Below are 1289 nucleotides of genomic sequence, written 5' to 3' on the forward strand. Positions count from 1 at the left end.
CCGGGTTTTGTTCCTAGGCATTTGCCTTGATTTCCATTATTTCTCGACTGGGGTGGTGTTCCCAAAACTCGGCTTCGACTTCAGCCGGCGTGCGGTAGCCTAGGCTCTGGTGGAGCCGTGACTCGTTCCACCAATTCACCCACTCGAACGTGGCGATTTCCACGTCGACGACATCGGACCACGTTCGCCTATGAATCAGCTCATTCTTGTAGGAGCCGTTGACGTTCTCAGCCAAAGCATTGTCGTAGGAGTCGCCCACCGTCCCAGTGGACGCTGCGATACCGTGCTCGGCTAGGCGCTCGTTGTAGACGATGCTCACATATTGTGAGCCGTGGTCTGAATGGTGAATCAAGCCCGTTGTTTCCTTGGCGCACACGATTGCCTGGTTGAGCGCCTGCAGCGGTAAGGCTTCGGTGCGCATCGAATCCGACAGCGCCCATCCGACGATCCTCCGGGAGAATACATCGGTCACGAACGCGGTGTACACAAAGCCTTTCCTGGTGCGCACGTAGGTAATGTCCGCTACCCACAGCCGATTAGGGCCAGGGGCCTTAAAATCACGATTGACCAAGTCAGGGCGAAGATCCGGGTCTTTGGGTTTGCGCGTTGTGATTGGTGCCCCACCTTTGCCCTTGCCAGACAGGCCAGCGCTGCGCATCAGCCGGGCTGTGTGCTCGCGGCCAATGTCAATGCCCTGGCGTTGCAGCACGCGCCACATTTTCCGCACGCCGTAGACGCCGTAATTTTCAGCATGAACGTCGCGAATATGCTCCACGAGGGCAGCGTCGCGAAGAGCGCGGGCACTTAAGCCCCGGGCCTTGGATTGGCGGTATCCACGCGAAGTAAGGAAGCCGCCTTCGCGATGCGTGTTTAACGTCTGGCAGATGAACTCGACTGAGAAACGATTCCGATGCTCATCGATGAATCGGATCATTTCCGACGTTTTGGGTCGAGTTCGGATGCGAAAAAAGCTGAGGCAGCCTTCAGCAGCTCATTAGTGTCGCGTAGCTCTTGATTTTCACGACGTAGCTTGGCGACCTCTGCCACAAGGTCCTCTGGCAACCGTTCAGTAACGCGTCCTTCACGACGAGCGGCCTGCGTCCATTGCCTCGCCGTGTGCCACGAAACGCCCAGTTTGGGTGCCACGATCTTGCATGCTTCCTGCGTCGAAATATTCTCTGCCAGAATGCGATCTTCTACCAAGCGGACGACTCGGTCCTTCGCCTCCTGATCAAACTTCTTCGGCATGTTCCAAATTTTCCCATCTACTCAAACGGAACAAAACCTGG

At 56.5% G+C, this 1289-nt stretch carries 1 protein-coding gene; it reads right to left on the reverse strand.

Annotation, left to right across the window (positions count from 1 at the left end; genetic code table 11):
* Nucleotides 1-13: 13 nt before the first annotated feature.
* Nucleotides 14-1248, reverse strand: a protein-coding gene (locus HMPREF3098_RS10340) for an IS3 family transposase (RefSeq protein ID WP_141739751.1) whose coding sequence is annotated in 2 segments (ribosomal slippage) — nucleotides 14-957 and nucleotides 957-1248 — 1236 coding nt in all. Because the reading frame shifts where the segments join, the coding sequence is not laid out codon by codon here.
* Nucleotides 1249-1289 lie beyond the last annotated feature (41 nt).

Origin of the sequence: Corynebacterium sp. HMSC28B08 (assembly GCF_001806865.1) — a bacterium.
Lineage (GTDB): Bacteria > Actinomycetota > Actinomycetes > Mycobacteriales > Mycobacteriaceae > Corynebacterium > Corynebacterium auriscanis.